General features: G+C 29.5%; 26 protein-coding genes and 1 tRNA gene. 19 read left to right on the top strand and 8 right to left on the bottom strand.

From position 1 onward, the window contains the following. Positions 1-139 precede the first annotated feature (139 nt). The 5 genes from DZ65_RS0100695 to DZ65_RS0100675 all read left to right on the top strand — a co-directional run bounded on the left by DZ65_RS0100695 (position 140) and on the right by DZ65_RS0100675 (position 2,218). Positions 140-346: a hypothetical protein gene (locus DZ65_RS0100695; protein WP_024786790.1), complete on the top strand. Its 207-nt coding sequence runs from the start codon at positions 140-142 to the stop codon at positions 344-346. 44 nt (positions 347-390) lie between these two features. After that, on the top strand, positions 391-831 hold the full coding sequence (locus DZ65_RS0100690; RefSeq protein ID WP_024786789.1) for a hypothetical protein: 441 nt from the start codon (positions 391-393) through the stop codon (positions 829-831). A 12-nt stretch (positions 832-843) separates the two neighbouring features. Beyond that, positions 844-1,014, top strand: a complete 171-nt coding sequence (locus DZ65_RS10650) for a hypothetical protein (RefSeq protein WP_156920199.1) — start codon at positions 844-846, stop codon at positions 1,012-1,014. After that, positions 1,011-1,661 carry a hypothetical protein gene (locus tag DZ65_RS0100680; protein WP_024786788.1) on the top strand — a complete coding sequence of 217 codons (651 nt, stop codon included), beginning with the start codon at positions 1,011-1,013 and terminating at the stop codon, positions 1,659-1,661. The genes DZ65_RS10650 and DZ65_RS0100680 overlap by 4 nt, the downstream gene beginning before the upstream one ends. Before the next feature lie 125 nt (positions 1,662-1,786). Then, on the top strand, positions 1,787-2,218 hold the full coding sequence (locus tag DZ65_RS0100675) for a phage terminase small subunit P27 family (protein WP_024786787.1): 432 nt from the start codon (positions 1,787-1,789) through the stop codon (positions 2,216-2,218). A gap of 262 nt (positions 2,219-2,480) precedes the next feature. Here DZ65_RS0100675 and DZ65_RS0100670 read toward each other — a convergent pair. After that, positions 2,481-2,569 (bottom strand) — tRNA-Leu (locus tag DZ65_RS0100670). A 16-nt stretch (positions 2,570-2,585) separates the two neighbouring features. Then, positions 2,586-3,659: a pyridoxal phosphate-dependent aminotransferase gene (locus tag DZ65_RS0100665; RefSeq protein ID WP_024786786.1), complete on the bottom strand. Its 1,074-nt coding sequence runs from the start codon at positions 3,657-3,659 to the stop codon at positions 2,586-2,588. A gap of 41 nt (positions 3,660-3,700) precedes the next feature. On the opposite strand from DZ65_RS0100665, the gene DZ65_RS0100660 reads away from it, so the two are divergent. Then, the gene (locus DZ65_RS0100660; RefSeq protein ID WP_024786785.1) at positions 3,701-4,300 is read left to right on the top strand and encodes a LysE family translocator; all 600 of its coding nucleotides are present in this window, start codon (positions 3,701-3,703) and stop codon (positions 4,298-4,300) included. 105 nt (positions 4,301-4,405) lie between these two features. Here the strand turns inward: DZ65_RS0100660 and DZ65_RS0100655 are convergent, their stop codons facing one another. The 4 genes from DZ65_RS0100655 to argH form a co-directional block, all read right to left on the bottom strand. After that, a complete protein-coding gene (locus tag DZ65_RS0100655; RefSeq protein WP_024786784.1) occupies positions 4,406-5,092 on the bottom strand; it encodes a metallophosphoesterase in 687 nt (228 codons plus the stop codon). After that, positions 5,089-5,493 carry a cysteine-rich Sel1 repeat protein gene (locus tag DZ65_RS0100650; protein WP_024786783.1) on the bottom strand — a complete coding sequence of 135 codons (405 nt, stop codon included), beginning with the start codon at positions 5,491-5,493 and terminating at the stop codon, positions 5,089-5,091. The genes DZ65_RS0100655 and DZ65_RS0100650 overlap by 4 nt, the downstream gene beginning before the upstream one ends. 63 nt (positions 5,494-5,556) lie before the next feature. Beyond that, on the bottom strand, positions 5,557-6,030 hold the full coding sequence (locus tag DZ65_RS0100645) for an OsmC family protein (RefSeq protein ID WP_051428147.1): 474 nt from the start codon (positions 6,028-6,030) through the stop codon (positions 5,557-5,559). Further along, complete coding sequence (argH, locus tag DZ65_RS0100640; RefSeq protein ID WP_201767403.1) at positions 6,017-7,399, bottom strand: argininosuccinate lyase; 1,383 nt, start codon at positions 7,397-7,399, stop codon at positions 6,017-6,019. Before argH ends, DZ65_RS0100645 begins: the two co-directional genes overlap by 14 nt. A gap of 82 nt (positions 7,400-7,481) precedes the next feature. On the opposite strand from argH, the gene DZ65_RS0100635 reads away from it, so the two are divergent. The 4 genes from DZ65_RS0100635 (at position 7,482) to DZ65_RS0100620 (ending at position 12,760) form a co-directional block, all read left to right on the top strand. Then, on the top strand, positions 7,482-7,682 hold the full coding sequence (locus tag DZ65_RS0100635; protein WP_024786780.1) for a hypothetical protein: 201 nt from the start codon (positions 7,482-7,484) through the stop codon (positions 7,680-7,682). A gap of 1 nt (position 7,683) precedes the next feature. Next, the gene (locus DZ65_RS0100630) at positions 7,684-8,832 is read left to right on the top strand and encodes an HD domain-containing protein (RefSeq protein WP_024786779.1); all 1,149 of its coding nucleotides are present in this window, start codon (positions 7,684-7,686) and stop codon (positions 8,830-8,832) included. Positions 8,833-8,925: 93 nt separating this feature from the next. Further along, positions 8,926-10,953 carry an EAL domain-containing protein gene (locus tag DZ65_RS0100625; RefSeq protein WP_024791101.1) on the top strand — a complete coding sequence of 676 codons (2,028 nt, stop codon included), beginning with the start codon at positions 8,926-8,928 and terminating at the stop codon, positions 10,951-10,953. Position 10,954: 1 nt separating this feature from the next. Continuing rightward, complete coding sequence (locus DZ65_RS0100620) at positions 10,955-12,760, top strand: diguanylate cyclase domain-containing protein (protein WP_024791100.1); 1,806 nt, start codon at positions 10,955-10,957, stop codon at positions 12,758-12,760. On the opposite strand, the gene hypA is transcribed toward DZ65_RS0100620, so the two are convergent. After that, the gene (hypA, locus tag DZ65_RS0100615) at positions 12,757-13,104 is read right to left on the bottom strand and encodes a hydrogenase/urease nickel incorporation protein HypA (protein ID WP_024786775.1); all 348 of its coding nucleotides are present in this window, start codon (positions 13,102-13,104) and stop codon (positions 12,757-12,759) included. The genes DZ65_RS0100620 and hypA overlap by 4 nt on opposite strands. A gap of 82 nt (positions 13,105-13,186) precedes the next feature. On the opposite strand from hypA, the gene DZ65_RS09650 reads away from it, so the two are divergent. The 9 genes from DZ65_RS09650 to hypF all read left to right on the top strand — a co-directional run bounded on the left by DZ65_RS09650 (position 13,187) and on the right by hypF (position 24,050). Continuing rightward, positions 13,187-13,738: a TetR/AcrR family transcriptional regulator gene (locus tag DZ65_RS09650; RefSeq protein WP_051428229.1), complete on the top strand. Its 552-nt coding sequence runs from the start codon at positions 13,187-13,189 to the stop codon at positions 13,736-13,738. Further along, positions 13,707-14,591, top strand: a complete 885-nt coding sequence (locus DZ65_RS0100605) for a hydrogenase (protein WP_236617326.1) — start codon at positions 13,707-13,709, stop codon at positions 14,589-14,591. The genes DZ65_RS09650 and DZ65_RS0100605 overlap by 32 nt, the downstream gene beginning before the upstream one ends. Further along, positions 14,566-15,726, top strand: coding sequence for a nickel-dependent hydrogenase large subunit (locus DZ65_RS0100600; protein ID WP_024790486.1), 1,161 nt, complete (start codon positions 14,566-14,568; stop codon positions 15,724-15,726). Before DZ65_RS0100605 ends, DZ65_RS0100600 begins: the two co-directional genes overlap by 26 nt. Before the next feature lie 105 nt (positions 15,727-15,831). After that, positions 15,832-16,965 carry a hydrogenase small subunit gene (locus tag DZ65_RS0100595; protein ID WP_024786772.1) on the top strand — a complete coding sequence of 378 codons (1,134 nt, stop codon included), beginning with the start codon at positions 15,832-15,834 and terminating at the stop codon, positions 16,963-16,965. 3 nt (positions 16,966-16,968) lie between these two features. Beyond that, positions 16,969-18,705 carry a nickel-dependent hydrogenase large subunit gene (locus DZ65_RS0100590; protein ID WP_024786771.1) on the top strand — a complete coding sequence of 579 codons (1,737 nt, stop codon included), beginning with the start codon at positions 16,969-16,971 and terminating at the stop codon, positions 18,703-18,705. A 10-nt stretch (positions 18,706-18,715) separates the two neighbouring features. After that, on the top strand, positions 18,716-19,408 hold the full coding sequence (cybH, locus tag DZ65_RS0100585) for a Ni/Fe-hydrogenase, b-type cytochrome subunit (RefSeq protein WP_024786770.1): 693 nt from the start codon (positions 18,716-18,718) through the stop codon (positions 19,406-19,408). Positions 19,409-19,489: 81 nt separating this feature from the next. Continuing rightward, entirely contained in the window at positions 19,490-20,062 is a 573-nt protein-coding gene (locus DZ65_RS0100580; protein WP_024786769.1) for a HyaD/HybD family hydrogenase maturation endopeptidase, read from the top strand. Beyond that, the gene (locus tag DZ65_RS0100575; RefSeq protein ID WP_024790485.1) at positions 20,059-21,807 is read left to right on the top strand and encodes a hypothetical protein; all 1,749 of its coding nucleotides are present in this window, start codon (positions 20,059-20,061) and stop codon (positions 21,805-21,807) included. Before DZ65_RS0100580 ends, DZ65_RS0100575 begins: the two co-directional genes overlap by 4 nt. Positions 21,808-21,896: 89 nt before the next feature. After that, entirely contained in the window at positions 21,897-24,050 is a 2,154-nt protein-coding gene (gene hypF, locus DZ65_RS0100570; RefSeq protein WP_024786768.1) for a carbamoyltransferase HypF, read from the top strand. On the opposite strand, the gene DZ65_RS0100565 is transcribed toward hypF, so the two are convergent. Continuing rightward, positions 24,045-24,677 (bottom strand): helix-turn-helix domain-containing protein, encoded by a 633-nt coding sequence (locus tag DZ65_RS0100565; RefSeq protein ID WP_024789017.1) that lies wholly within the window; start codon positions 24,675-24,677, stop codon positions 24,045-24,047. The two genes, hypF and DZ65_RS0100565, sit on opposite strands and share 6 nt — an antisense overlap. Between the last annotated feature and the right edge of the window lie 124 nt (positions 24,678-24,801).

Here is a 24,801-nt window from a genome sequence, read left to right as displayed (position 1 = left end):
TTTTGTCGACTTTTTTACGACATTTCTTTTTAGAATTGTCGACACTCAAACCTCCATAAATACGGGCTTTTAATAGGGTTGTCGACAAATCGACAAAAAAAACAAAAAAAATTTTTTTTAAAACTTTTAAGGAGCAGAAATGAGTTATAAAATCAGATACAGACCTTATTTAGATATGGACGATGTGATTGTATTAGAAAGAATAAAAGAAGCAACAGGTATATCTCACGGGGCTATTTTGCAAAAATTATTATATGAATCAGAAACATTTTTAAAAATTAAAGAAATTTATAAAGATTGTGATAAAGAAACCATAAAAAAGGCCTATTTAGGACTTATAAAATGATTTTAAAAATGAGATAATTTATAAAAATTATAAAAGGAGTTTTAATGATTCACCCAGAAATTATTGATTTGTTTAATTTTATTGTGGAATATAACGGGTTTATTGCTAAAAAGAAAAAAGAGGTTAATGGGTATTTTGGGAAAAATAAAGTAAAAAGTATTGCTGATTTAAAAAGAATTTTGATTGGTGATGAATTAAATGAGTTATATCAATATTTTTCAAAATTAAATAAACTATTGATTAATTCAAAATTTGATTTTCCAATTACACTAAATATCTCTTATTGGAAAGAAATGAAAAAAATAATTAGGGATAACCCAAGAGCTGATTTACAAATTATCTCTTATGAGGCAAATGAATTGATTAATAAGATTAAAAGAGATATTGAGGTTATTGATAATGATGAATTTATCCAAGAAGTCCAAAATATAAGAAAAAAATTAATAGAATTTGAGCCTTGGAAAACAGAAGCCCCAAGTGCTTAAAAAGGAGTGGAAATGAAAAAAGAAGAAGCATTATCACTTGCAAAATTAAGATACATTGAAATGAAACAAAAAATAACAAGTAGAATTAAAAAAGATGAAAACTTCAAAGCAAAAACAAAAAAAGATTTTGAAGAATTAAAAAATTATTTAAAAAAACACAATTTAATAAAGGAGAGAAAATGAATATATATCAAGCAGTTAATATGATGTCTCAAATCACAAATAAAAGTAAAAAGGCTATAAAAGAAGAAATTAGGCCAATAATAGAAGCTTTTGAGGAATTGGGACTTGATTCATTTGCAAAAAATATTCCGACAAATATTATTGATCTTTACTTATATGGTGTAGAATTAAGCAATAAAGATTATTATTTCAGTTTATTCAAAGTTAGAGAATTTTTAATGAAAGAATTCAATTTAAGAGGAATTCAAGCTGATAATATTATTTTTATGAATGGAAAAGTAGACCATTGGATATTATTGAAATTAGCGGCTTATAGAATACTTGGCGAGAAATATCCAGAAGATGAATATAATACTTTAAAGACTCTTATTAATTATTATGTCAGTAGAGAAAAAGAACAAAAAGAAAACTATTTGAATGAATATAAAAAAGCTATTGCGGCTTGGAAAGCACAAATAAAAGAATTAGAACAGTTATTAAATAAAACAAAACAAAAATATGATAAATCAAAAATATATGGATTTGATAAACAGGAAATTGACATTATAGAAAATCAAATAATCACTTTATGCGAGACAATAAAAAATTTAAATGATGATATTGCTTTTAGTAGTTTAAATACAAGATATTTTACAGTAATTATGTAACTGTATATCTAATAACGGGAGGGGCGGGTTTGAAATTTTTTAGGCAAAAGCGGTCAGTCGGCGGCCAAGTCGCAAAAAAACAAAAACTAATTTCAAACCTTTTGATTAATTTGCAAGGAGTATAAATGAGAGGTGGAGCAAGACCAGGAGCTGGAAGGGCAAAAGTTAATGACCCAAAATTAAAAAAGATTTTTAATAGAGTTAATGGATTAGCTAAATTGAATAAAATTGGTAAAAAAGAAGAGCAAAGAATTGTTAATTTATTGGAAGAAAATGGCGTATTGAGCGATTTTGATTTTGCATTGATAAGAGCTTATGCACTTGCTTTTCAAGAATGGAATGAAGCAGAAGCTGCTTTAATAGAGCAAGGAAGAGTTATTGAAAATTCAAGCGGAAATCCAATTGCAAATCCTTATCTAAGGATAAGAGATAATGCCTTTAAAAGAATGTTTGAAATTGCAAAAGAAATGGGATTTAGCATAAAAAGCCGCGAAAAAATGAAAGATTGGCTGCAAAAAGAAGAAGATGAGTTTGCTAAATTTTTATTTGATAATTAAGACTAATTATTACTTCAATTCACTTCTATTTTTCCTCTTTATAAGGCTACAAGATATTCAATAAAAAATAAATTTCCAAACCAAAACCAAACAGAACTAAACAAATAAATCTTAAAAAATTATATAAACTGATAATAAAATACATATAGTTTAATTCAGATTCAAAAAGTTATTGTTAATCAATTTAGTGGGTAAACAAGTGGGTAAATTTTAATTAAATATTTTGATAAATATTGATTTATGGGGTTTTTAGGCTATTAAGTGGTGCGGCGGGGGGGACTCGGACCCCCACGGGCTTATTCGCCCACAAGACCCTCAATCTTGCGCGTCTACCAGTTCCGCCACCGCCGCGTGGAGTGTAATTATATCAAATTTTTAGATAATTTTTAATTCTTTTTAGAGCTTTTTTTAAATCTTTTATATCTTTTGTATAAGCTATTCTTATATAATTTTTAAATTCACCGAAATCTATTCCAGGTGTAACGGCTACTTTTGCTTTTTTTAAAAGTTCATTTGCAAATTCAAAAGAATTATCTGAATATTTTGAAACATCGCACCATAAATAAAAAGCCCCGTCAGGTTTTGCTATTTTAAAAACATCTTTTAATTCATTATATAAAAAATCCCTTCTTTTTTTAAATTCAGTTTTTGTATTTTCAAGATATTCATAATTAAAAGCTTCAAGTGCGGCATACTGAGAAACAGTAGGGGCTGAAATCAGGATGTTTTGGGCGATTATTTCGGCAGTTCTTACTAAATTATCAGGCAAAATTATCCATCCGATTCTAAAGCCTGGCATACAGAAATATTTACTGAATCCATTAATAACAATTGCATTTTTATTGAATTTTAAGGCTGTTGTATAATCTTTCTCATAAACAAGTCCGTGATATAGTTCGTCGCTTATTAAAAGTTTGTTGTTATTTTCACAAAATTCACAGATTTCTTTTAGTTTTTTAGATTCAATTACGCTTCCTGTAGGATTATTTGGGCTTGAAATCATTAATGTGTCAAAGCCCATATTTTTTAATGCTTTTAAATCAATTTCATAGTTGGGAAATTTAGTAGGTATTTTTATAAATTTTTTATTTTCAAGCTTAGCAAAATTTTCATAGCAAGGATATCCGGGAGTAGGGGTTGCAATAATTTTGCTGAAATAAAAAGCAATTAAAAATGCGGTGGAAGTTCCGGTGGTAATAATTATATTTTCAGGATTTACCTCAACATTGTAAAAATATTTATAATAGTCTGCAATTTTTTCTCTTAATTTTTTTAATCCTTTAGACTCTGTATAAAAAAATTTGTTCTCCTCGATAGCTTTCAATGCGGCATTTTTAATTTTAGGTGAGGGCAGTATATCAGGCTCTCCAATTTCCAAATGAATAACATTCTCATATTTTTGGGCTTCTTTTACAATATCCATTACAATAAACGGTTTCATTTGACCTCTTTTTTTATATAATTTTATCAAAAAGGAATTTGTTGGAATATTTAATTTTAGCAAGTATTGGATTTGTTGCTGCATTAACTCCCGGACCGGATATATTTTATGTAATAAGGCAGGGACTCTGTCATGGTCTTAAAAGTTCACTAACGGCGGTTGCCGGAATACTTACAGGAAATATTGTTTATTTAACGCTTGTGGCCGTTGGGCTTAGCAGCATAGGTAAAAATATATATTTCCAAATAATTGTGGGAATATCAGGTAGTATTTATCTGTTTAGAATCTCTATAATTATTTTTAAGGAAAAAGTTCATTTAAATTTAGTCTGTAAAAATTCAAAAGATATCTATAAAGAAGCACTTTTGCTTAATCTCTCAAACCCGAAAGCTATGATATTTTTTGCGGTTATTATTACCCCTTTTATGAGTAAAAATATTATGTTAAGTTGTGGAAGTCTTTTTTTAGGAATCATTGCTGCATTTGTTTTTGGGGCAGTAATAAGCTCTAAAATTAAAATAAAAGATAAATGGCTAAATATAATAAATAAAATAGCAGCTGTATTATTTTTCTTTTTTGGAGTAAAATTATTTTTGTTTGCTTTAAAAGATTTTGAAATTATTTTATCAATTTTGAATTAACAGCAAATTTTAAAAGTATTTAAAATGTACATTATTTCAACATTTTTATCATTATAGCTGCTTTTCAAGCAGCCAGATGGGCAAAACCCATTTTACATTTTCCATTTATTGTAAAGGTGCGTGAGGCTCGGCATATTTTTGTTTTGCATTTACCTGAATAATTGAATATTTTATCTTTACACTATCTTCGATAATTGCTGCTGTGAGCTTGTTTCCATAGACGCAGCCTGTATCTATTCCAATGGCGTGTTTATTGATTTTTGGATTTAAAAAAGGATTGTGTCCATATACCACAAATCCTTCGTGTCCATTGTATGTATCTGCCCAGTATCTTGCATTTGGATTATTATTGTCTAAAGGTAAAAATTTATCGTTTTCATCCACTTCCCTTAAAAATAAAAGCAGTGTCATAATATTTAAAGGTGGATTGTTTAGATAAATTCTGTTTGTAATGCCCGCATGAAGAATTGTTAAATGATTTAATTTTAAAAAAAACGGCATAGAAGAAATAAAATCAAAATCTTTTTGTTTAAGCTTTGGATAAATTTTTTGCTGGTCTTCATCCAAATGAACTTTTCTCCCCCAAAATTTTCTTAAATGTTTGTATTCGTGGTTTCCCATAATTGTAAAAATTTTGTTTTTTTTAGCATAACGCAAAGCTTCAACAGGATAGGGACCTTTATCAAGTATGTCTCCAACACTTATTTCAAAAGCCCCTTTTGCTGTTTCTTTTCTAAGCTCTTCCCATTCTTCCAGACATCCGTGAATATCGCCGTAAATGACGTATTTCATTTTATATTGGCAATTTCTTTTAAATAATTGCATGCGTCTTTTGAATGGTTGTTGCACGCTTTTTTAAGTAAAGTTACAGCTTTGTTTAAATCTTTTTTTACACCAATTCCTTTATAATAGTAATATCCCAAAATAGTGCAACTGTCATTGTCGTTTAGGGCACATCCTTTTGTATAATAATCAATTGCGGCTTTAAGGTCTTTTTTTACCCCCAAACCTTTGTCGTAAAAATATGCAACCATTCCGCAGGCATATCCGTCATTTTCACTGCATCTTTTATCAAACATTCTAAATGCTTTTATGTAATGTCCCTGAAGTGCTTCCTGAAGGGCAGGGTCGTTAGTCTGGCCATGTTTTGCGAAGGCAAAAACAGCTATTAAAACCAATATTAATTTTTTCATTTTTCTTCCTTTTATTTGATTTTGTGAAATGTTTTGGCTTCAACGAAGCCCTGATTATCCTCCTCAGGCTATACAGCCAAATCCGTCGTCGTCTTCAAATTCTTCACGAATGTTTTCGTGTGTCTGTCCTGACAATATGCTTTCTTTAAAAGCTATGGTTTCTCCATTGTGTTTGATAGTATAATAAATTTTACTTGTATTTCGAACGGTATTTATAGTTGAACAGTATGTTTCAAGTGAACTTAATACCCATCTTCTTGCCGTCATATTATCCGCTTTTGAATTAAAACTGTAAATAAAATGAAATTCGGTAAAAATTTTGGGATAAGTTTCTTTTCTTTTATATTCAACTTCCAAAGTAAAATTTTCTATTTCTCCTTTTGCTTTTGAAAGTTCTACAACATCATATGCCGAACAGTTTGCAAGACCTGTTACAAACATATCTACAGGGGTGTATTTTTTAGGATCAATTATTATTATATCTTTTCCATTTGTGGCTTCGTAAATATGATTATTTATATGTCTAATTTTTATCATTATGCTCCTTTAAAAACTTTTCAAAATACTTAATTTGTTTTTTTACACTCTCAGGGGCTGTGCCTCCAAAACTTTTTCTGGAATTCATTGAATTTTCAAGGCTTAAATCTAAATCTTTATCTATTCTTTCATCTATTTGTTTTAATTCTTCAATACTTAAATCGCTTAAATCAACTCCCTTGCTCTCCGCTAATGCTACTGCTTTTCCTGTTATGTGGTGTGCTTCTCTAAACGGAATTCCTTTTTTTACTAAATAATCTGCTAAATCAGTGGCAGTTAAATGACCTTTTTTACACGCTTTATACATATTTCCTTTATTTACATTCATGGTTTTTAGTGTTTCTTTTAATATTTCAATAGAAATTAATGCATTTTTTACGCTGTCGAACACTCCCTCTTTATCTTCCTGGGTGTCTTTATTATATGCAAGCGGAAGCCCTTTCATAACAGTTAAAAGTGCCATTAAATTCCCATAAGCCCTTCCTGTCTTTCCTCTTATAAGTTCTGGCACATCCGGATTTTTTTTCTGTGGCATTATGGAACTTCCGGTTGAGTATTCATCGCTCAGAGTAATAAATCTAAATTCGCTTGTTGACCATAAAACCATCTCTTCGCTTATTCTGCTTGCATGCATCATAAGCATTGAAATATTAAACAATATTTCCAACGCAAAATCCCTGTCACTTACGCTGTCTAAGCAGTTAATTGTAGGTTCATCAAACCCGAGAGCTTTTGTTGTATTAAACCTGTCAATTTGATGGGGCGTACCTGCAAGTGCCGCACATCCAAGCGGGTTTTTATTATTTCTTTTGTAACTCTCAATAAACCTTTCATAATCTCTTTTAAACATAGAGGCGTATGCCAGCATATGATAAGCAAAGCTAATTGGCTGAGCGTGTTGAAGGTGTGTCATCCCGGGCATTATTGTGTCAATATTTTCTTTTGCTAATTTAATAAAAACTTCAATAAGCTCTTTTATTTTTTCAGAAAATTCTATGTTTCTTTTTAATACCCATCTTCTAAAATCAACCGCCACCTGGTCGTTTCTGCTTCTTGCAGTATGCAGTTTTTTTCCTGTATCACCAATTAATTCAATAAGTCTTTTTTCAATAGCCATATGTATATCTTCATCGGATATATCCCAGTGAAATTTACCTTCTTCTATTTCTTTTTTTATCTGAAGTAAACCTTTTTTTATTTTTTCAGCTTCATCTTGTGTAATAATTCCCTGACTTGCCAGCATTTGAGAATGTGCTATTGAGCCTTCTATATCTTCGAGATAAAGCTTTTTATCAAAAGGAAGTGATGCGTTAAATTCATCAAGTATTTTTGCAGCCTGTTTGGAAAATCTTCCGCCCCAAAGTTTCATTATTTACCTTTTTTGTGAAATTATAACAAAAGTGGTATAATAAAATTATGAATTATGAATGTTGAATACAAAAAGGAATATTATGAGAATAAATGCAAATATAAGTGCCATGAATTATTATGCAGATAAATTTAATAAAAATGCTGAAAATATTGCCAAAAATAAAGATTTAGCCAAAAATTTAATAGAAGAAAATGTAAATGCAAAAGCTTTTGAAGCCCAAAGTAAACCCATAAAAACAGAGGATGAAATGTTTAAAAGTCTGCTTGATATAAAGGCATAAAATGAATGCCGAAATTATTAGACTTATTTTTACCGCATTTACAATTGAAAGATGGAACGACCTGCCACGTCCTGTCAAATTTATTGAACTTGACAAACAGGCACACAAATTTATAATAGCTTATTTAATCAGTTTTTTTGAAAAAGATATAGATTATTACAAATTTATAAATTTAGGAATTGCCAATCTTTTATACAGGGCGGTTCTTACCGATTTAAAGTCTCCCGTTTATCATTTTTTAAGAAAAAAAAGAGGAAAAGAACTTGACGAGTTTGTAATAAATCAGCTTAGGGGAAAAATCAGTGATGAACTGATAGAATATATAAAAATTTTAAAAAAAGATGATTCAATAGAAAACAGACTTCACTCAGCCTCAAGTTTTATTGCCACAAAATGGGAATTTGACATTATTTACAACACAGCCCCTTTTATATATGGAATGGATGAGATTAAAAACAATATAGAAAACGAACTTGAGGATTTTTATGACTTAGAGGGTGTGAGGATACTTAGTCTTAAAAGAAAAAGTTATGATTTTATCTCTTTATGCGGAAATATGAGATTTCAAAAAAGATGGGCAAATACTCCGAGGGTTCCTGAAACTTCAGTTCTTGGGCATATGCTTTTTGTGGCAGTTGTTACATATTTTCTATCAAAAGAGGCCGGGCTTATTAAAGAAAAGATAATTAACAATTTCTTTACAGCCCTTTTTCATGACCTGCCGGAAGCCCTTACGAGAGATATTATTGCCCCTGTTAAACACAAGGTAAAAGGGCTTGATGAAATACTTAAAAGTTATGAGCATTTTTTAATAGATGAGAAAATTTTGCCGCTTCTTCCAAAAAATATGCAAAAAATAATGAATATCTATTTAAAAGATGAATTTAAAAATAAAATTATTAAAAATGGGTGTTATAAAATTGTTGAAAATATTGAAGAAATTAAAAATATTGCAAATTCAGTGGACGGAAATTTTATTAAAGCGGCCGATCATTTCGGAGCTTTTGTGGAAAGTTATATGAGTATTCATTATGGTATAAAATCTCATGAGCTTGAAATTGCAATAACAGAACTTGAAAAAATGTATAAAAATAAAAAAATTTACGGGATTGATTTAGGAAAATATTTTAATAAGAATTATTTTGATTAATTAAATTTAGATTTATTTTATTTTTAAATAAATGAATAATCACTCTTAGTAAAAAAAAGTTTTTTTGCTAATATTACTGAAAAAAGGTTTTTTATGAAACTGTCAAAACAATTTAAAATAGTGACATATGGAATTTTTTTTGTAACTATTTTTGTTTTTTTAATAGTTAATATTTTTCAGCAATTTAATATATACAAAGAGGAAGTCAGTAAAGAGACAAAGAAATATATTCAAATCGAAAAAAGTAAATTAAAAGAAAAAGTAGATTTATTTGCCGAACAGTTTGAATATATTTTAAATAATGTAAATGCCCCTAAAAAACATAAAATAGAAGCTTTTAAGAAAATCATAGAAAATTACAATAAACATCATTTGGACAAATATATTTTTATAGACAGTGAAAAAGGAGGGATTTTAGTTTATCCAGACAGTAAACTTTTGGGAATTAATCTTTTAAAATCAAATAATGAAAAATTAAGAAAATTAAAAGAGATGCTGATAAAAGCTTCCCATTCAAAAGAGCATTTTATTGTTTATGAATGGATAAATCCAAAAACAGGCAAAAAAGAATTAAAAATTTCTTATGTAAGGCATATTAAACATTCTCCCTATTTTATAGGCTCCGGGATATTTTTAAATGATATTAATAAAATAAAAAATGAAATAAAAAATTATTATTTAAATGAGTTTTTAGATTCAATGGTTCTGTTTTTATTATTAATTTTATTATTAACAGCTCTCTTTTATGTTTTATTGAAAAATATTGAAAATAAATTGAAAAATGATTTAACTGTTTTTGAAAAATTTGTAAAAAAAGAAAAAATATATAAAAATAAAATCTATTTTGAAGAATTTAGAAATTTAGCAGTTAAAATAATAAAACTTTTAAAAGAAAAATCAAAATTATTAAAAAATATAGAATATAAAACATATTTTGATGAATTAACATCCCTTCCAAACAAGCTTAAACTTGAAAAAGATTTAAAGAAGCTAAATCCAAAAGGTTCAATGATTGTAGATATTAAAAATTTTTCTTTGATAAACAATTATTATTCAATAGAATTTGGTGATATGGTATTAAAAAATTTAGCTAAAAATTTAAAAAATTTGCTGCCTGATAATTGTAAATTATACAGATACAGCGCGGACGAATTTATAGTATTAAATTTTGGGGAGATTTTATGTAAAGAATTGGTTGAGAAAATATTTTCTTATTTTAAATATAAAATAATTGATATTAAATATAAAAATGAGGAAATCCCCATTAATATAGAATTAATTATGGCAATAATTAAGGATGGCAACAAAGAAAATATAATTAAAAAACTTCATTTAGCTTTATTATATGCTAAAAAAAATGATTTAAATATAGTTTTTTATAATGAAAAAATGGATATTGAAGAAAAAGTAATTAAAAAATTTGAATCAATAGAAATGGTTAAAAAAGCTTTAACTGAAGACAGGATAATACCAGTATTTCAAAAAATAATTAAACCTGATAAAATCAGTTATGAATGTCTGGTTAGAATAAAAGAAAAAGATAGGTTAATAAGTCCGTTTTTCTTTTTGGATAATGTTAAAAATACCGCATTATATTTTGAAATAACTAAAACAATGATAAGAAAAAGCTGCGAAGTTTTTAAAAACAGAAGAGAAGATTTTTCAATTAATTTTTCATACAAAGATTTACATAACGATAAAATTAAACGGTATTTAAAAGAACATATTGAAAAATATAACCTGCAAGGCAGGGTAATAATAGAACTTCTTGAAACAGAGGCAATGGAAGATTTCAAAGAAGTTATCAAATTTATAAAAGAGATGAAACCGTATGGTATTAAAACAGCAATTGATGATTTTGGCACAGGTTACAGTAATTTTAGTTATTTAGCAGATATTCATCCAGATTACATAAAAATAGACGGAAGTTTGATAAAAACGATTAATAAAAACAAAAGATACTATACTATTGTAAAACATGTGAATTATTTCGCACACGACCTCGGCATAAAAACTATAGCCGAGTTTGTACACAATAAGGAAGTTTATGATGTATTGGTAGAACTCGGAATAGACGGTTTTCAGGGATATTATATTGAAGAGCCAAGAGAGGTGATATAATATGGAACTTAGAAAAAAAATAGCATTAAAATTAAAACATTCAAAAAAAGAAATAATTAAATTGTGGCTTGAGGATAAAGAAGTAAAAGAATTTTTTGATAAAAACAATTTAAGTTTAACAAAATTTAAAAAAGGATTCGCATTAGGTTTTGTAAACAATTTTATAGATTTAATAGAAAATGATGTAAGAAAATGCTCTTATTTACACCGGTTGATGGAAATAACCAAAGACAAGCTTACATTAAAAGATATTATGTTTTTGTGTTCAAAATTTAAAAATGCAGTACTTAATGTATTGGCAGTTAAAGATCTGTGGTTTAGGGAACTTTTGGATTATCCTACAAAAATAATTTTGGAATATTACGAAGAATTATATAAAAGAAAAACAAATTTTTATGAACAGTTATTAGATAATCAAACATTTGCAATTTTTGAAATAGTTGATTTTGAAATTACATATTCAAATAAACTGTTTAAAAAGATTTTTGGAAATGATTTATTTGCGAAAATAGACCAAGCTAATTGTTTTGAGGATTTATTCAAAAAAGATAAAAAAGAGTGGTTTAAGGCATTAATAGATAATAAAATATTAGAATGTATTATAAAAGTAAATAATAAAGATTTTCATCTGGTTTTAAAGATTATTGATGAGAATATAATAACCGGTTCACTTTATCCTGTAATCATTGAAAAAGTTAAAGAAAATAATTTTTATGATGCTCTTACCAATTTGTATACTGATACATTATTTAAAAATAAAGTAGAAGAATATATATCTTTGAATAAAAAATTTTTTATTGTTTGTGTTGAACTTGAAAATTTACTCTTATTAAATTATATTTACGGAAGGTCGAAAGTTGATTTTGCTATTAAAGAATTTGCAAAATTTTTACAGGAACTTAATTTTTTTGCCGCAAGGGTGGACGGAAATAAGTTTTATTTGATTATTGAAGAAAATAATTTTGAAAAGATTAAAAATTTAGCAGAAAATATTTTAAAAAACAATAAATTTTTTTATGAAAATGAACTTATTTCTTTTAAAGAAAAAATTGTAATAATAAAAAAAAGAGAAAAAGATAATTATTTAAAAATTATGCAGAGGATTGAGGATATTTTGGCAAAAACAGATATTAATGAAATAGAAGATGACAGTGAATATATTTATTTTGAAGAAAAGAGAGATAAAATTTTAAGAAAATTTTTTAATTCTATCGCCGTAAAAGAAAAATTAACAATAAGTGCGTATTATAATAAATTATCAATTAATGATAAAGCTTTAATTAATAAAATTGATTATGAAAAAAATAATATTGAAATTAAAACCTCTGAAAAAATAATAAAAATAGTTGAAATTGGAAATTTTATAGATATAGAATTTGAAAATATTTTAATAAGGGGTGTTGTAAAAGATTTTGATATTGAAAACAATACTATATTTTTGACAAATTTTGATGTTGTTTTTTATAAAAAAAAGTTAATATCTTTAGAATTAAACCCTCCGTTAAAAAGTTTTTTAACATGGGATAATATAAAAATTCCAGCAATAATAAAAGAAATTTCATTAATAAATGCCACAATTCAGACTACTTTTATATATGATTATGAAAAGGATATGGAAATAAATATCGAATTTGATTTAAATGAAAAATTTGATTTAAAATCTAAAATTACATTTGTAAAAAGAATTGTTGACGGATTTATATTATATTTGGAATTTGAAGATAAAAAGAAAGCAGAAGAAAAATTATCACATTTTATTGCCCAAAAACAGCTTGAAATTATTAAGGAAATAAAAGAGAAAATTTAATCTGTTTCAAGTTCAAGGCTCATTAAATACATATCTTCCCCGTCTATTATTTCCAGATTTCCACTGTTGCATTTTGGACAGCGGTATTCGTCTTTTTTAAGCTCTGTTTTATATCCACAATTCTTGCAGCGTACAACAACAGGCTGTATTTTCATTATAAATTCAGCTTCTTCACAGATAGTTCCTTCTTTAAAGGTTTCAAATGCCGTTTGTAATAAATCCGGTTCAACTCCGCTGAGTATTCCGATTTTTATTTCCAGTTTTGTAACTTTTTTTGCATTGTTTTTTCTTGCATGTTCATCCGCAAGCTGTAAAAGAGAATCTACAATTGAATATTCGTGCATTTTTTTACCTTTTTTGTGAAATTATATTATAATTATAAAAAAAGGCTAAAAAGTGGCAAAAGAGACTAAAAAAACTCAAATAATGAAAACAGCTTTAAAACTTTTTGCTGAACACGGTTTTTATAATACAACTATTGCAGATATTGCAAAAGAGATGGGGATGAGCGTGGGGAATATGTATAATTATTTTCCCTCTAAAGAATCGCTGGCAAAAGAGCTTCTTATTTACACCTCAAACAGATTCGGAGAAAAATTAAAAGAAATTAACGAAATGGATATTCCAGGCAAAGAAAAAATAAAAAAAATTACCGAGTTATATTTTGACATGGCCGAAAGTGAGCCGGAATTAGTGGATTATTTTATGAGGGTTTATCTTTCCAATAAAGAAATATTTGCAAACGGGTGTGAAGGAATGCTTTGTGTTAGTGCATTTGTAACGGAAATTATGATATTTTTAGAAGAGGGTGTAAGAAAAAAAGAACTTAAAAACCAGGATTTTTTCTCAGCATTCGGTCTTTTTATGGGATATTTAGGCGGTCTTGTGTTTTTAAGCAAAGAAAGAATTTTACCCAAACCTTTAAAAGAATATGTTGAAAGTGTAAGTGAGAATATTTACAATGCGCTCAAAGCTTAAAATAATATGGATAGACGCTGTAGGGTGTAACGGCTGTACACATTCTTTTATAAATTATCCGTTTTTAAATGAAATTTATAAAAAATTTGATTTTTTATACCATCCTGTTTTTGATTCTCCTCCGTTTGAATTACAAAAAAGTGACATATTAATTGTAGAAGGTGCTTTAAAAAATAATTTTTCAAGACTCGGGTTTAATCTTAAAGATTTAATAAGAAAACTCTTTTTTAAAGCAGACAAAATAATTGCACTCGGAACCTGTGCCGTATACGGCGGAGTATTTGGGGAAGGCCTGATGTTTAATAAAGAACAAAAAGGGGCTTTTTATAAATGCAGAGACAAAATAATAAATATTCCCGGATGCCCCGCTCATTACGAATGGCTTGCTTATGTGTTGAATATGCTGTATGAAAATAAAAAAATTTTATTGGATGAAGAAAACAGGCCAAAAGAAATTTTCTCATACACTTCCCATAGCGGATGCAGCAGGAATGAATATTTTGAATGGAAAATAGATGCTGATGCTTTCGGAACAAAAGAAGGGTGTCTTTTTTACGAACAGGGATGTCAGGGGCCGTATACACACAGTAACTGTAATAAAATTTTATGGAATGAAGTAAATTCAAAACCGAGAGCCGGAACTCCATGTTTTGGCTGTACAGAAAACAGTTTTCCAAAAACAGGGCTTTTTAAGACAGAAACTTTTATGGGAATTCCTGCAAAAATTCCTCTTGGAGTCAGTAAAAGGGCATATCTTACTATCAGCGGAATGGCTAAAAGTTTAAAAAACGAAAGACTTTCAAAAAAATTAATAGACGGATGTGAGAATGAAAATAACAAAAAAAATTGTTAACAAAATAGAAGGTGAAGCAAGCTTAAAAATTTACGGTGAAGAAAAAGTGGATTTTGTTGAAATAGAATTTTGGCAATACAGGAGTGTTGAAAGTTATTTAATAAACAGGCCCGTAATGGATGCTTTGGTTATTAACCCGAGAATTTGTGGGATTTGCGGCCATTCCCATCTGTTTGCCACCGTAAAAGCAATTGAGAATGCTGTAAATGCAAAAGTTTCAAAGAAAGCTGAAATTTTAAGAGATATTACTGTTGGGCTTGAAATTGTGGAAAATCATATCAAATGGTTTTATATTACACTTTTCCCAACACAGATAAAAGATAAAAAATATATTTTTAAAGCAGGCGAATTTGCCGCGTTGATTTCAAAGGCAATAGCTCTTATTGCGGGGCAGTATCCACATAATTCCTATATGGTTCCCGGAGGTGTTACCTCAGACCCCACAAATTTGGAAATAATAAAATTAAAAGATTTATTAAATAAAATTTATGAAAAATATCAAGAGAAAATTATGGATTTGAACTTAAATTCAGAGGATATTGAGCTTTTTTTTGAAAATCTGCCTAAAGATATTGGTAAAAGTATTAACAGGTTTTTGGTTTTGGGAGATAATCTTTTTTTTAAAAAAAACGGTGATGTCAATTTGGTTAAAGAAGTTGAAAATTCGTCTTTAAGCAAAAATGTTTTATATAACGGGGAGTTTGTGGAAGTAGGTCCTCTTGCAAGAAATATAAACAATGAAAATATAAGAAAAATTTATAATAATTACAAAAACAGTATATTTACGAGAATTCTTACAAGGGTATATGAAGGTTTACTCATTTTAGAATATTTAATTAATAAAATAAAAGAAATAGATATATGCGAGCCTTCATATATAAAATGTGGAATGAGTAATTCAAAAGGGATTGCCGCTGTCGAAGCGCCCAGAGGAAGCCTGATTCATGAGATAGAAATAAAAAACGGAAAAATCGCTTATTACAATATTATAGTTCCCACACAGTTTAACCTTTCCTCTTCAAAGGATAAAAATAAATTATCCGCCGCCCAGTCTGCAATGATAAATGAAAAAAAAGAATATATTGACTCCATATTTAAATGTTTTGATATTTGTGCCGTATGTGTAAGCCATTAAATTAATAAAATTTTAATAAAATTTGATAAATTTTGCTTATAACTATTGAAAATGAACATTTATTTAGTATATAATAATGTTGAACAAAAAAATTGGAGGGATAAAATGAATGAAGCAACTATCCAAAAAATTAAAGAGAGATTAGCAACTCTCAAAAAACTTCCAGGAATTGGACAAAAAAGTGTAGCTGAGGTTTTGGAAGAACATGGATTTACAAGAAGGGATTTTCTAAAATGGTCTGCAGCAATGGCTGTAATGCTCGGTCTTCCGACAAAATTTTCTCCGTTAATTGCCGAAGCGGCGGAAGTTAGCGACAGATTGCCTGTTGTTTGGCTTCATTTGGCTGAATGTACAGGATGTAGTGAAAGTTTAATCAGAACTGATTCACCTACAATTGATAATTTGATCTTTAATTATATAAATTTAGAATATCATGATACAATCATGGCTGCAGCCGGATGGCAGGCAGAAGAAAATTTTGAAGAAGCTATGAAAAAATTTGCAGGTAGATTTGTATTATGCGTTGAAGGCGGAGTGCCTACAAAAGGCGGTGGAGAAGATTTAACAATAGGTCCATTTGCAGAAACCGGGCTTGAAAAATTAAAAAGAACTGCCGATAAAGCGGCTGCAATTATCAGTGTCGGTACTTGTAGCAGTTTTGGCGGTATTCAGGCTGCCGCTCCGAATCCAACAGGGGCAAAAGGTGTTTATCAGGTAATCAACAAACCTGTAATTAATGTGCCTGGATGTCCTCCAAGTGCAAATAATATTGTTGGAACTATATTATATGTAATATTATTCGGAGCGCTTCCGGCAGTTGATAATTTCAACAGACCAAAATTTGCATACGGACTCAGAATTCACGATTTATGTGAAAGAAGAGGGCATTTTGATGCCGGTGAATTTGTTGAAGAGTTCGGTGATCACGGTGCAGAAAACGGATTTTGTTTATATAAAGTAGGTTGTAAAGGACCTTATACATTTAATAACTGTTCTCGTGAGAGATTTAACCAACATACATCTTGGCCGGTTCAGGCGGGGCACGGTTGTATAGGATGTTCTGAACCAGATTTCTGGGATTCTATGGCTCCATATGAAGAACCGCTTGCAAATCATAAATTTGCTTCAGCTACAGTAGATGCTACAGCAGATAAAATCGGTGCAACTATTTTAGTAGTGGCAGGTGTCGCAATTGTAGCTCACGCAGCACTTAGTGCAATTAAAAATCCTAAGGAGTAGAGAATGGCAAAAAGAGTAGTAATAGACCCGATTACAAGAATTGAAGGGCATTTAAGGGTAGAAGTAGTATTGGATGATAACAATGTAATTAAAGATGCTTATTCTTCTGCAACACTTTGGAGGGGAATAGAAGTTATTTTAAAAGGAAGAGATCCAAGAGATGCAGGATTTATGACACAAAGAATATGCGGTGTTTGTACATATTCTCATTATAAAGCCGGAATTATGGCTGTAGAAGATGCGTTGGGGATAGAACCTCCTCTAAATGCAAAACTTACAAGAGAATTGATGAATATAGCACTTTTTTTCCATGACCACATGGTTCATTTCTATCAATTGCACGGGCTTGACTGGGTGGATATTATAAGTGCACTTAAAGCAGATCCTAAAAAAGCAAGTGAAGAAGCGTTTAAATATGTTCCAAAAGGATATGAGCCAATTGCTACCGGTGCTGATGAATTAGCAGAAGTTCAAAAAAGAGTAGAAAAATTTGCTGAGAGGGGTGATTTGGGCCCATTTAAAAACGGATATTGGGGTCATCCTACAATGAAGTTTACACCTGAGCAAAATTTAATTGCACTTAGCCATTATTTAAAAACACTTGAAATTCAAAGAATTGCAGCTCAGGCAATGGCAATTTTCGGCGGTAAAAATCCACATCCGCAAAGTTTAACAGTCGGCGGTGTTACATGTGCTATGGATTTGGAAAATCCGAGCAGACTTGGAGAATATTTGCAAAAATTCCAAGATTTGGCTGATTATGCAAACAGGGCATATTATGCAGATATAGTAATGGCCGCTGCTGCTTTTGGAAATGAACCGAGTGTTGTTCAACCTACTAATCTTGGTAATTTTTTGACATACAGAGAACATCAGGTGGGTGCAAATGAATGGCTGTTTGATGCAAGCGGATATATTAAAAACCATGATTTAAGTAAATTTTATGAAATTGACGAAAGTAAAATAGCAGAAGACGTAACTCACAGCTGGTATAAAGATACAGGATTTTTACAACCATATAACGGAGAAACTGTTCCTAATTATACCGGATATGTTGACGGTAAATCCGTTGACGGTAAAGGTAATGAAGTTAATGTAAAAGTTGTTAATCCACAAGGAAAATATTCATGGGTTAAATCTCCAAGATATAACAGAGAACCTATGGAAGTGGGACCTCTCGCATGTATGGTGGTTAATTATGCAAAAGGAAATCCAAGGGTTAAAAAAGTAGTAGATGAATTCTTAGCTCAAACAGGACTTCCTGCTAAAGCATTGTTTACTGTTCTTGGAAGAACAGCGGCAAGAATGTTACAGACTAAAGTTATTGCAGATTATGGAATTGCGGCATTTAATAATTTGGTTGAAAATTTAAAATCTGACAAATCAACAATCACACCATATAAAATTGATACTAATAAAAAATATAAAGGAAGATACATCGGGGATGTTCCAAGAGGAATGTTAAGTCACTGGTGTAGAATTAAAGACGGAAAAATCGAAAACTGGCAGGCAGTTGTTCCATCAACCTGGAATGCTGGTCCTGTAGACGGAAACGGTAAAAAAGGCGCTTACGAAGCAAACTTAATTGGTATGAAATTGGCTGATCCAAGCAAACCTTTGGAAGTCATAAGAAGTATTCACAGCTATGACCCATGTATTGCATGTGCAGTTCATGTAATGGATGTAAAAGGTAAAAAATTAGGTGAATTTAAAGTAGACCCGCAATACGGTGCATGCTAAGGAGGCACAAATGAAATTTTTAAAAGTAATGGGAAATTATTTAGGCGGAATAGAGTTTTCCGCCGGTTATAGATGGCAACACTGGATTAGAGCCATCTCTATTTTTGTTCTTATTGCAACCGGGTTTTATATTGCTAATCCATATATAACTTATGCTGATGCTTCAGTAGATCCTACCAGGTTTACACAGGGATATTTTAGGGAATTACATATTATTTTCGGTTTTGCAATGACTGGCGCAGTTTTGTATAAAACTTTTTATTTCTTCTTTTTTAGAGAGGGAAAATATGAAAGAGCTTCATTAAAAGATGCGTTTAATATAAAAGTGGCTCTCCAACAAGTCGGATATTATTTATTGGTTTCTAAACATCCACATACAAAAGGTGTTTATAATCCATTGCAATTTTGGGCATATTTTGCACTTTATCTGTTTTTTTACGGTATTATAATTACAGGGCTTGCTTTATATGCAGAAGTTTATCATCAAGGACTTGGTGCAATGTTGTATCCATTTGCAAAATGGATTGAAACATTAGTTGGAGGACTTGCTTATGTAAGACTTTGGCATCATATATTTATGTGGGGAATTATTATTATTGTAGCTATTCATATTTATATGGCAGTATTTAACGGTGTATTTAATAAAAACGGTTCAATGGATGCAATATTCTCAGGTATGAAATGGGAAAAAGAAGAAGAATAACCTTCTTTTTCTCTTTTATATAGTAAGTAGTGAACAGAGCCCTGTTTTCTACCTACTATATTAAAAATCAAAAGGCAATAAATGAAAATATTAATTTTGGGAATAGGTAATATATTATTCGGTGATGAGGGAATCGGAGTCCATCTTACAAATTATATTGATGAAAAATATGATTTTATTGGTCCTCATGAAATTGATATAATTGACGGAGGAACGTTGGCACAAAGGCTTATTCCTATAATTGTTGAATATGACAGGGTTTTTGTATTTGACTGTGTGGATGTTGACGAGGCAAAAATAGGAGATGTTTATTTCTTTGATTTCAGAGCTGTTCCTGAATGTGTAAGCTGGCAGGGAAGCGCACATGAGGTTGAAATGCTTCAAACCCTTCAAATGATTGATATAATGGGTGATTTGCCTGAAACAAAGATAATAGGTGTTGTGCCTTATGTAATCGGTGAAGATACCACTTTTAGTATAACCCCCGAGGTTCAGGAAGCCGCAAAATTAATGGAAAAGATTTTAATTACTGAACTCAATAAATTAGGAATTGAGGCAAAAATTAAAAATCCTAATATTAAACTTACAGAAATTGCAAAAGAATCTTTTAAAAAGGGAGTGCCAGAGGAAGCTTTAAAAGGATATGAAATATGATTATAAAATTTATTTTAAAACAGAGTGGAGATTTGCTGGAGAGATTTTTTATAAGAGTTGCAAAAGAGATAAATTTATCAATCGGTATTAAAAAAGAAAATGAATATTTATATGTATATGTAAAAGGTAGTGAAAAAGAAATTGAGCAATATTCCTCAAAATTAGCCCATGAACTTCCTATGTCTATTTTTTTAAATTCTTTAAATGCGGAAGTTACAGAAGAATTTAGTGAATTTTTACCAAATGAATTTCCCAAAAGAAACCTGCCTCCGTGCCCGAGATGTTTAAGTGAGGTAAAAGATGTAAATAATAAAAATTATTATAATCCAATGCATCATTGTGAAATATGCGGATATCAGTTAAATGAAGAATTGAAAATTGATAATGAAAAATTAAATGATAAAAACGAAAGAAAAAAATATTTTGAAGAAATTGCCGAGAAACTGAAAAAAGACGGTGAAGTTTCTGTTGGTACGTTTAACGGTAAATATAAATTAACAACAAATTTAGAAAATGTTGATGCAATATTGGCGGTTGATTTAAGTGCTGTTGCAAATTATTTTATGAGCTTTGATGGAGATGCGAAGGCTTTGGCAAGTATTGAAAAGCCTTTTATTAAATTAAAAACCAATATAGATTTTAAAAAAACGTTTGGACTTTCAACTCCTGCATATTATGTAAAACTGCCTGATGATATGATACTTGAACTTTTATGCGAAGAAATTAAAAACGATATTAAACTTATAGGATTAAAAGCTGTGAAGGAAGCTGAATTTTTTAATTTTGATGTTAAAAAAGATGAAGAAATATTGGCTGTTGTAACAGATACAAAAGAGCATGTAATTATCCCTGTAAGAGGGGACAGGGGGTTGATTCCCAAATTTGAAAAATCACTTGGTAATTCTGCAGGAATTAATGATAAATATGCCGCTTATTCCACAGAAGAAAAAACTGTTTTAGATTTAAAAGTAAATTTTCCGGAAATTAAGGCAAAAGAAAATCCTAAATATCTTGCCGGTTTTTACGGTGTTGTAGATATGTGGAATTTAGAAGATAAAATTACGCTTGGATATATTTTGTATAAAAGCGATGAAAGTAAAATTTTATTAAATTCTCCAAAATTCGGACTTGTTGAATATATTTCGTTTGAGTTTAAATTTAATTCTTTTGAAGAAATTTTTGCATCAATTGCCGCAATGAACGATACAGGCAAAAAACTTGTAAAGAATTTTTCGGAAAAAAGAAATGATTTGTTTTTAAATGCAATGAAAGCAAATTTAAACACCGATAAAAAAGGGGTTTATTATTTGTGGGGCCTTATAGGTATAGTTTTGGGATTTAGTGATAATATTGACGAAGCTGCCGAAAAAATAATGGAATTTTCAAGTTCTGCTATGACTAAAAAAGGTCCAAGAATTGATTATAAAATGGATGAGAGGAATTTAAATCCTCTCTGGGCAATCAGAACCGCTATGAGCTTCAGGCTTGCCGGTGTTGACGATTACTTGTTAAGTTATGGTGTGGTTGAGAGTTTTGCGGAATTTTTGAATAATATTTATGAAACTCTAAATAAAGAAATGGTACTAAGCGGAGCTGTTTTGGCGGGTGACATGTTTGAAGGTGAATTTTTAAATAAAATTTATACTTATATTTCTAAAAACTATCCTGTTTTTGTGCCAAAAGCGCTTCCTATGAGCGGTGCAATAGAAGCATACGGAAATGCAGTTATTAATTCAAAATCTTAACGATAGTTTAATAACATTTTTGTATAATTTTATTTGTAAGTCGCTTTTTTCATTTTTTCTCCTTTTTTCTTCTTTAAATAAGGTATTTTATGAGAATAAGATATAAAATAAACGGAATAGTACAGGGTGTAGGGTTTAGACCCACAGTATATAAAATTGCTAAAAAATTAAATCTCAGAGGATATGTTTTAAACAGTTCTGACGGTGTTGTTATTGAAATAGAGGGTAATAACAAAGATAAATTTATAGATACCCTGCAAAAAAATCTACCTCCTCTTGCAAGAATTGATTCTATTCAAAAAGAAATTTTACCCATTCAAGGATATAAAAATTTTATAATAAAAGAATCAAAAGAAACAACAAAAACCACATCCATATCTCCGGACATCTGTGTATGTGACGAGTGTTTGAAAGAAATGTATGATAAAAACAACAGAAGGTTTTTGTATCCGTTTATTAACTGCACAAACTGCGGTCCTAGATATACGATTATAGAAAATATTCCTTATGACAGAAAAAACACTTCCATGAAAAAATTTAAAATGTGTGAAAAATGTTACAGGGAATATACAAATCCGATGGACAGAAGATATCATGCCCAGCCGATAAGCTGTTATGACTGCGGACCAAAATTAAGTGTAAAGTGTAAAGTTAAAAATGAAAAATATAGAGAAATTGAGTTTAATAAAGAAATAGAAAAAATCGAGTTTATTGCTAAAAAAATAAAAGAAGGGAAAATTGTTGCAATAAAAGGACTTGGAGGTTTTCATTTAGTATGTGATGCGACAAACGAAAAAGCGGTTTTGGAATTGAGAGAAAGAAAAAGAAGACCTTCCAAACCTTTTGCCATTATGTTTAAGAATATTGAATGTATAAAAAAATACTGTGAAATAAATGAAAATGATGAAAAATTAATTATTTCAAAAGAAAAACCTATAGTAATTGTAAAAAAGAAAAAAGAGCTAACCGGTATTGCCCCGGATATCGGTAAATACGGTGTGTTTTTGCCTTATACCCCCGTGCATTTTTTACTTTTTGATTTTATTGATTTTCCAATTGTGGCAACAAGTGCAAATATAAGCAACGATCCAATTATAAGAGATAGTGATGAGTTAATTAAAAAACTTGGAAATGTTGTAGATTATATACTTGATTATAACAGGGATATTGTAAACGCATGCGATGATTCGGTTGTACAAAGTGTTAAAAATAAGTTTATCACTATGAGACTCTCACGTGGATATGCTCCAAAATCATTTAGTATTAAACAAAATATAAAACCAAATATACTTGCAGTTGGAGCTAATCAGAAAAATACTATAACCCTTGCCTTTAATAATAAAATGATACTATCGCCTCATATTGGGGATTTAGGCACAATTGACAGTATTGAGTATTTTGAAAGGACAATTGAGACTTTTAGAAGACTTTATGATTTTAAAGAAGATATTATAATCTGTGATAAACATCCGTATTATGAATCTACAAAATGGGCAAAAAATCAAAAAAAAGAAATTATTCAAATTCAACATCACTTCGCACATGCATTAAGCGGGCTTTTTGAATTTGATTTAAATGAAGCTTTGGTGTTTGCATGGGACGGGACCGGATACGGAGACGACGGGGCTATTTGGGGAGGTGAAGTTTTTATAGCAAACAGAAAAAATTTTGAAAGAGTACATCATTTTAAATATTTTAAATTAATAGGGGGAGAAAAAGCTGTTAAATATCCTGCTAATATGGCGGTCAGTCTTTTAAATGATGAAATTGGAAAAAAATATTCAAATTATAAATTGGCCTCTTCCTTAAAAAACGGAAATTTTCCTCTAACTTCATCTGTAGGAAGAATATTTGATATGGTCGCATTTTTAGGCGGAATGATAGAAAGAAATGAATATGAGGGGTTTTCCGGAATGCTGATTGAAAAATATTACAATCCTTTAATAAAAGAATATATTGATTTAAAAATCAATAAAAAAATAAATTTTTATCCTTTAATTGAATTTGTGGCAAAAAACAGGGGAAATTTTGAATTAATCTCTTCTGTTTTTTTAAACTCCCTTGCCAATTTAATAAAAAAGATTTCAAAAAATTATAATCTGCCTGTATTATTGACAGGCGGTGTTTTTCAAAATAAAACCATGTTATCTTTAGTAGATGGTTTTTATTTTAATCAGAAAATTCCCGTTAACGACGGGGGTATCAGCGTTGGGCAGGCAGCATACGGAGTTTGGAATTTATAGATGAATCTCATAATTTACGAGTTCACTTACGCTTAGTTTAAAATTGTTAAATCTGAATTCGGCTTCTTTTAAATAATATATAAAATTTTTTTCCTTGATACCTTTATATTTGGTAATAAATGTTTCAAAATATTCCCAAAACTGATATATTAAAATCTGTTTTTGTATTTTAATCAACTGCGATTGCCTTAGAAGAGATTTAATTTCCTCATAACTTAAATTTTTGTATTTTTGCATATCGCTTAGCAGTATATTGTATATTTTCCCTCCATAATCGATAGTTAAAAAATTTTGCGCTTTATAAATGGAATTTTTATTTTTTCTGTTTGTTTTGGGTATATATAAATATTCATTAAACTCTTTTAAATCCTGCTTTTTTAAAAATTCCTCTTCACAAATATTTACAACTATTTTTCTTATGTTTTGTATTTCTTTTACCACCGTTGCGTATGAAATATTATATTTTTCAGCAATTTCCGTGGGATTTAATTCATCTAAAAATCCTTTTAATATTTTTGCTTTCCGCTCAATTTTTTTCGGTGAAAATTTTCTTTTGCATTTTGCGCATTTGTAATATCCGTTTTTTAATTTGTATAAAATATAATGATTACAATAGATGCAGCTCATTTTTTAGACCTTTTAACTCTTATTTAATAAAAATGAATTATAATTCACTTGAACCTTTTAGAAAGTTCCTTCTTTTTCTTCTTTTTAAAAATCTGTTCTATAATTATACAAGAAAAAAGTTTTT

The organism is Lebetimonas sp. JS032, from assembly GCF_000523315.1.
Lineage (GTDB): Bacteria > Campylobacterota > Campylobacteria > Campylobacterales > Nautiliaceae > Lebetimonas.
The sequence above is the reverse complement of the archived record's forward strand: the minus strand, read 5'-3'. Positions and strand labels throughout refer to the sequence as shown.

Excerpts from the sequence above, each read along its gene's own strand:
- DZ65_RS0100650 (WP_024786783.1), bottom strand. The coding sequence starts at position 5,493 with ATGAAAAAATTAATATTGGTTTTAATAGCTGTTTTTGCCTTCGCAAAA.
- DZ65_RS0100690 (WP_024786789.1), top strand. The coding sequence starts at position 391 with ATGATTCACCCAGAAATTATTGATTTGTTTAATTTTATTGTGGAATAT.
- DZ65_RS0100635 (WP_024786780.1), top strand. The coding sequence starts at position 7,482 with ATGAGAATAAATGCAAATATAAGTGCCATGAATTATTATGCAGATAAA.
- DZ65_RS0100680 (WP_024786788.1), top strand. The coding sequence starts at position 1,011 with ATGAATATATATCAAGCAGTTAATATGATGTCTCAAATCACAAATAAA.
- DZ65_RS0100695 (WP_024786790.1), top strand. The coding sequence starts at position 140 with ATGAGTTATAAAATCAGATACAGACCTTATTTAGATATGGACGATGTG.
- DZ65_RS10650 (WP_156920199.1), top strand. The coding sequence starts at position 844 with ATGAAAAAAGAAGAAGCATTATCACTTGCAAAATTAAGATACATTGAA.
- argH (WP_201767403.1), bottom strand. The coding sequence starts at position 7,399 with ATGAAACTTTGGGGCGGAAGATTTTCCAAACAGGCTGCAAAAATACTT.
- cybH (WP_024786770.1), top strand. The coding sequence starts at position 18,716 with ATGAAATTTTTAAAAGTAATGGGAAATTATTTAGGCGGAATAGAGTTT.
- DZ65_RS0100600 (WP_024790486.1), top strand. The coding sequence starts at position 14,566 with ATGAAAATAACAAAAAAAATTGTTAACAAAATAGAAGGTGAAGCAAGC.
- DZ65_RS0100575 (WP_024790485.1), top strand. The coding sequence starts at position 20,059 with ATGATTATAAAATTTATTTTAAAACAGAGTGGAGATTTGCTGGAGAGA.
- DZ65_RS0100565 (WP_024789017.1), bottom strand. The coding sequence starts at position 24,677 with ATGAGCTGCATCTATTGTAATCATTATATTTTATACAAATTAAAAAAC.
- DZ65_RS0100645 (WP_051428147.1), bottom strand. The coding sequence starts at position 6,030 with ATGATAAAAATTAGACATATAAATAATCATATTTACGAAGCCACAAAT.
- DZ65_RS0100665 (WP_024786786.1), bottom strand. The coding sequence starts at position 3,659 with ATGAAACCGTTTATTGTAATGGATATTGTAAAAGAAGCCCAAAAATAT.
- DZ65_RS0100625 (WP_024791101.1), top strand. The coding sequence starts at position 8,926 with ATGAAACTGTCAAAACAATTTAAAATAGTGACATATGGAATTTTTTTT.
- DZ65_RS0100655 (WP_024786784.1), bottom strand. The coding sequence starts at position 5,092 with ATGAAATACGTCATTTACGGCGATATTCACGGATGTCTGGAAGAATGG.
- hypF (WP_024786768.1), top strand. The coding sequence starts at position 21,897 with ATGAGAATAAGATATAAAATAAACGGAATAGTACAGGGTGTAGGGTTT.
- DZ65_RS0100630 (WP_024786779.1), top strand. The coding sequence starts at position 7,684 with ATGAATGCCGAAATTATTAGACTTATTTTTACCGCATTTACAATTGAA.
- DZ65_RS0100580 (WP_024786769.1), top strand. The coding sequence starts at position 19,490 with ATGAAAATATTAATTTTGGGAATAGGTAATATATTATTCGGTGATGAG.
- hypA (WP_024786775.1), bottom strand. The coding sequence starts at position 13,104 with ATGCACGAATATTCAATTGTAGATTCTCTTTTACAGCTTGCGGATGAA.
- DZ65_RS0100595 (WP_024786772.1), top strand. The coding sequence starts at position 15,832 with ATGAATGAAGCAACTATCCAAAAAATTAAAGAGAGATTAGCAACTCTC.
- DZ65_RS0100590 (WP_024786771.1), top strand. The coding sequence starts at position 16,969 with ATGGCAAAAAGAGTAGTAATAGACCCGATTACAAGAATTGAAGGGCAT.
- DZ65_RS0100620 (WP_024791100.1), top strand. The coding sequence starts at position 10,955 with ATGGAACTTAGAAAAAAAATAGCATTAAAATTAAAACATTCAAAAAAA.
- DZ65_RS09650 (WP_051428229.1), top strand. The coding sequence starts at position 13,187 with ATGAAAACAGCTTTAAAACTTTTTGCTGAACACGGTTTTTATAATACA.
- DZ65_RS0100675 (WP_024786787.1), top strand. The coding sequence starts at position 1,787 with ATGAGAGGTGGAGCAAGACCAGGAGCTGGAAGGGCAAAAGTTAATGAC.